Source organism: Streptomyces spongiae (assembly GCF_009377185.1).
Classification (GTDB): Bacteria; Actinomycetota; Actinomycetes; order Streptomycetales; family Streptomycetaceae; genus Streptomyces; species Streptomyces spongiae.
In genome coordinates this window covers 1-3,016 of the sequence record NZ_VJZC01000866.1, presented here as the reverse complement: position 1 = coordinate 3,016, position 3,016 = coordinate 1, and the positions used below count along the sequence as shown (strand labels likewise).

Below are 3,016 nucleotides of genomic sequence, written 5' to 3'. Positions count from 1 at the left end.
GAGCCCCGGGGATGGGACGGGTAGGGGCGGCGGGGGCGAGGAAACCCCGATCTCAGCCGCGCAGCTCCGCCAGTACCGCATCCGTGAACGGCGTCCACGCCTCCACCGCCCACGGCCCGAACGCACGGTCGGTCAGAGCGACGCACGCCGCGCCCGCCACCGGGTCGATCCACAGGAAGGTGCCCGACTGACCGAAGTGGCCGAAGGTGCGGGGCGAGGACGAAGTGCCCGTCCAGTGTGGGGACTTGGAGTCACGGATCTCGAAGCCGAGGCCCCAGTCGTTGGGGTTCTGGTGCCCGTACCCCGGCAGCACGCCCTTCGTCCCGGGGTAGTGGACGCTCATCGCCTCGCCGACCGTCCGCGGGTCGAGGAGCCGCGGCGCCTGCACCTCCACCGCGAACCGCACGAGATCGTCCACCGTCGAGACCCCGTCCTTGGCGGGCGAGCCGTCGAGCGAGGTCGATCCCATCCCCAGCGGCTCCAGCACCGCCTGCCGCGCGTACTCCGCGAACGGGATGTCCGTCGCCTTCGCCACATGGTCCCCAAGCGCCTCGAACCCCGCGTTGGAGTACAGCCGCCGCTCCCCGGGCGCGAACGTCACCCGGTGCTCGTCGAAGGCCAGCCCGGAGGTGTGGGCGAGGAGATGCCGGACCGTGGAGCCGGGCGGGCCCGCAGGCTCGTCCAGTTCGACTGCGCCCTCCTCGTACGCGACCAGCACGGCGTACGCGGCGAGCGGCTTGGTGACCGAGGCCAGCGGGAAGCGGTGCCCGGTCGGGCCGTACGAGCCGAGGACGGTGCCGTCCGCGCGCACGACGGCCGCGGCGGCGGTGGACACCGGCCAGTTCTCGATCAACGCCAGGCTTTGGAAGGACATGCTTAGGAGCCTATGCGGCTCAGAAACGCAGCCGCATCAAGGGGTCGGGTGTGCGCTGGAAGCCGAGCGAGGCGTACAGCGCCCGGGCGTCCTCGGAAGCGGTCAGGTCGACCTGCCCCGCGCCCTTCTCGCGGAACCAGTCGAGGAGCACCTCCATACAGGCGCGGGCGTACCCCTGGCGGCGCTGGTCCGGGGCGGTGGCCACGCTGAACACGTACCCGATCGTGCCGTGCGGGTTCCGGGCGCGCCCGATCCGGTACTCGATCGTCCCGACCACCAGCGCGGCCAGCGCCCCCGGCTTCGTGGGGTGGTCGACGACGAAGGCCGCGAAGCCCCCGTCCGTGTCGGCCAGTTTCCCGCGTATCGTCGGCAGGGACTCCGTCTGCCAGTCGGTGGACGTGTCCGCCCCCGCCATCGAATCGATCAACACCTGACGCAGCCGGAGCAGTTCCTCCGCGTCCTCGGGCACCGCACGGCGTACGAGACTCATGATCCGCACGGTAGCCAGTGGAGCCGTGAGCCGTCGCCGCAATTTCATTCGCCGGGTCGACGAGTCGACGAGTCGCCGGAATTTCATCTGATTCCGCTTGCTTGGAGTGCACTCCAGGGTCCTAGCGTTGAGGGCATGACGGTGATGGAGACAACAGCCACCACGACCGACAGCTGCGCCGGCCCGGTCCACGCCGACCGGCGTCCCGACGGCCAGGACAGGTACACGATCAGCGAGGTCGTCGCCTTCACCGGCCTGACGGCGCACACCCTGCGCTGGTACGAGCGCATCGGGCTGATGCCGCACATCGACCGCTCCCACACCGGCCAGCGCCGCTACAGCAACCGCGACCTGGACTGGCTCGAGCTCGTCGGCAAGCTCAGGCTCACCGGCATGCCGGTCGCGGACATGGTGCGGTACGCGGAGCTGGTCCGCGAGGGCGACCACACGTACGGGGACCGCTTCGAGCTGCTGAAGGCCACCCGGGAGGACGTACTGGCCCGGATCGCCGAGCTCCAGGACACGCTCGCGGTGCTCGACCGGAAGATCAATTTCTACGCGGACGCCGGGCGGGCCCTGGCGTCGGAGAGGTCCTGATGACGGACGGCAAGATCACGACGGTGCGGCTCGGCGACGGCGGGCCCGAGGTCGGCGTACAGGGCCTCGGCTGCATGGGCATGAACTTCGGGTACGGCCCCTCGGACGCCGGGGAGTCGCGGGCGACCCTGGAACGGGCGCTGGAACTCGGCGTCACGCTCTACGACACGGCCGACGCGTACGGCGCGGGGGAGAACGAGACGTTCCTGTCCCCCTTCTTCAAGGCGCACCGCGACGAGGTCGTCATCGCCACGAAGTTCGCCCTCTCCATCCCGCCGGACGACCCCACGCGGCGGATCATCCGCAACGACCCGCCGTACATCCGCAGTTGTGTGGAGGCCAGCCTGGGGCGCCTGGGCGTCGAGGCGATCGACCTCTACTACATGCACCGGCGGAACCCGGACGTGCCGATCGAGGAGAGCGTCGGCGCCATGGCCGAGCTGGTCCGCGAGGGCAAGGTGAAGCACCTCGGACTGAGCGAGGTCACCGGCGCCGAGCTGCGGGCCGCACAGGCCGTGCACCCCATCGCGGCCGTGCAGTCGGAGTGGTCGCTGTTCAGCCGGGACATCGAGGCGGGCGTCGTACCGGCCGCCCGCGAGCTGGGCGTGGCCCTCGTGCCGTACTCACCGCTCGGCCGCGGCTTTCTGACGGGCTCCTTCTCGAACGCCGAGAAGGACCTGACGGCCGACGACTTCCGCCGTCAGCAGCCCCGCTTCACCGGCGAGAACGCGGCCGCCAACACGGCCCTCCTGGAGCCGGTCCGCGCGGTCGCCGACGCTCACGACACCTCGCTCGGCCAGATCGCCCTGGCCTGGGTGCAGCAGCAGGCCCAGGTGCACGACCTGCCGGTGGTCCCCATCCCGGGCACCCGCAAGGCCAGCCGGGTGGAGGAGAACACGGCCGCGACGGGCATCGTCCTCACCGAGGCCGAGCTGGCTCTCCTGGAGCCGATCGCGGCCGAGGTGGCGGGCGACCGCTACGCGGACATGACGTTCACGTCGGCGGGCCGGGAGTAAGCCCGTCCGTGGGCTGGTCACGCCCGGTGGCCCTACCGG

At 71.1% G+C, this 3,016-nt stretch carries 4 protein-coding genes; 2 read left to right on the top strand and 2 right to left on the bottom strand.

The genetic code is table 11. From position 1 onward, the window contains the following. Nucleotides 1-52 precede the first annotated feature (52 nt). Both FNH08_RS47995 and FNH08_RS47990 read right to left on the bottom strand, forming a co-directional pair. Complete coding sequence (locus FNH08_RS47995; RefSeq protein ID WP_152778195.1) at nt 53-874, bottom strand: serine hydrolase domain-containing protein; 822 nt, start codon at nt 872-874, stop codon at nt 53-55. Nucleotides 875-893: 19 nt separating this feature from the next. Then, nucleotides 894-1,364 (bottom strand): GNAT family N-acetyltransferase, encoded by a 471-nt coding sequence (locus tag FNH08_RS47990; protein ID WP_152778194.1) that lies wholly within the window; start codon nt 1,362-1,364, stop codon nt 894-896. A 135-nt stretch (nt 1,365-1,499) separates the two neighbouring features. Between FNH08_RS47990 and FNH08_RS47985 the strand changes: the two genes are divergently transcribed. After that, nucleotides 1,500-1,961, top strand: a complete 462-nt coding sequence (locus tag FNH08_RS47985; RefSeq protein WP_152778193.1) for a MerR family transcriptional regulator — start codon at nt 1,500-1,502, stop codon at nt 1,959-1,961. Continuing rightward, on the top strand, nt 1,961-2,977 hold the full coding sequence (locus tag FNH08_RS47980; protein ID WP_152778192.1) for an aldo/keto reductase: 1,017 nt from the start codon (nt 1,961-1,963) through the stop codon (nt 2,975-2,977). Before FNH08_RS47985 ends, FNH08_RS47980 begins: the two co-directional genes overlap by 1 nt. The last annotated feature ends 39 nt before the right edge of the window (nt 2,978-3,016 follow it).

Bases quoted from the DNA above. Each gene is read 5' to 3' on its own strand.
- FNH08_RS47995 (WP_152778195.1), bottom strand. From the start codon at position 874: ATGTCCTTCCAAAGCCTGGCGTTGATCGAGAACTGGCCGGTGTCCACC.
- FNH08_RS47990 (WP_152778194.1), bottom strand. From the start codon at position 1,364: ATGAGTCTCGTACGCCGTGCGGTGCCCGAGGACGCGGAGGAACTGCTC.
- FNH08_RS47985 (WP_152778193.1), top strand. From the start codon at position 1,500: ATGACGGTGATGGAGACAACAGCCACCACGACCGACAGCTGCGCCGGC.
- FNH08_RS47980 (WP_152778192.1), top strand. From the start codon at position 1,961: ATGACGGACGGCAAGATCACGACGGTGCGGCTCGGCGACGGCGGGCCC.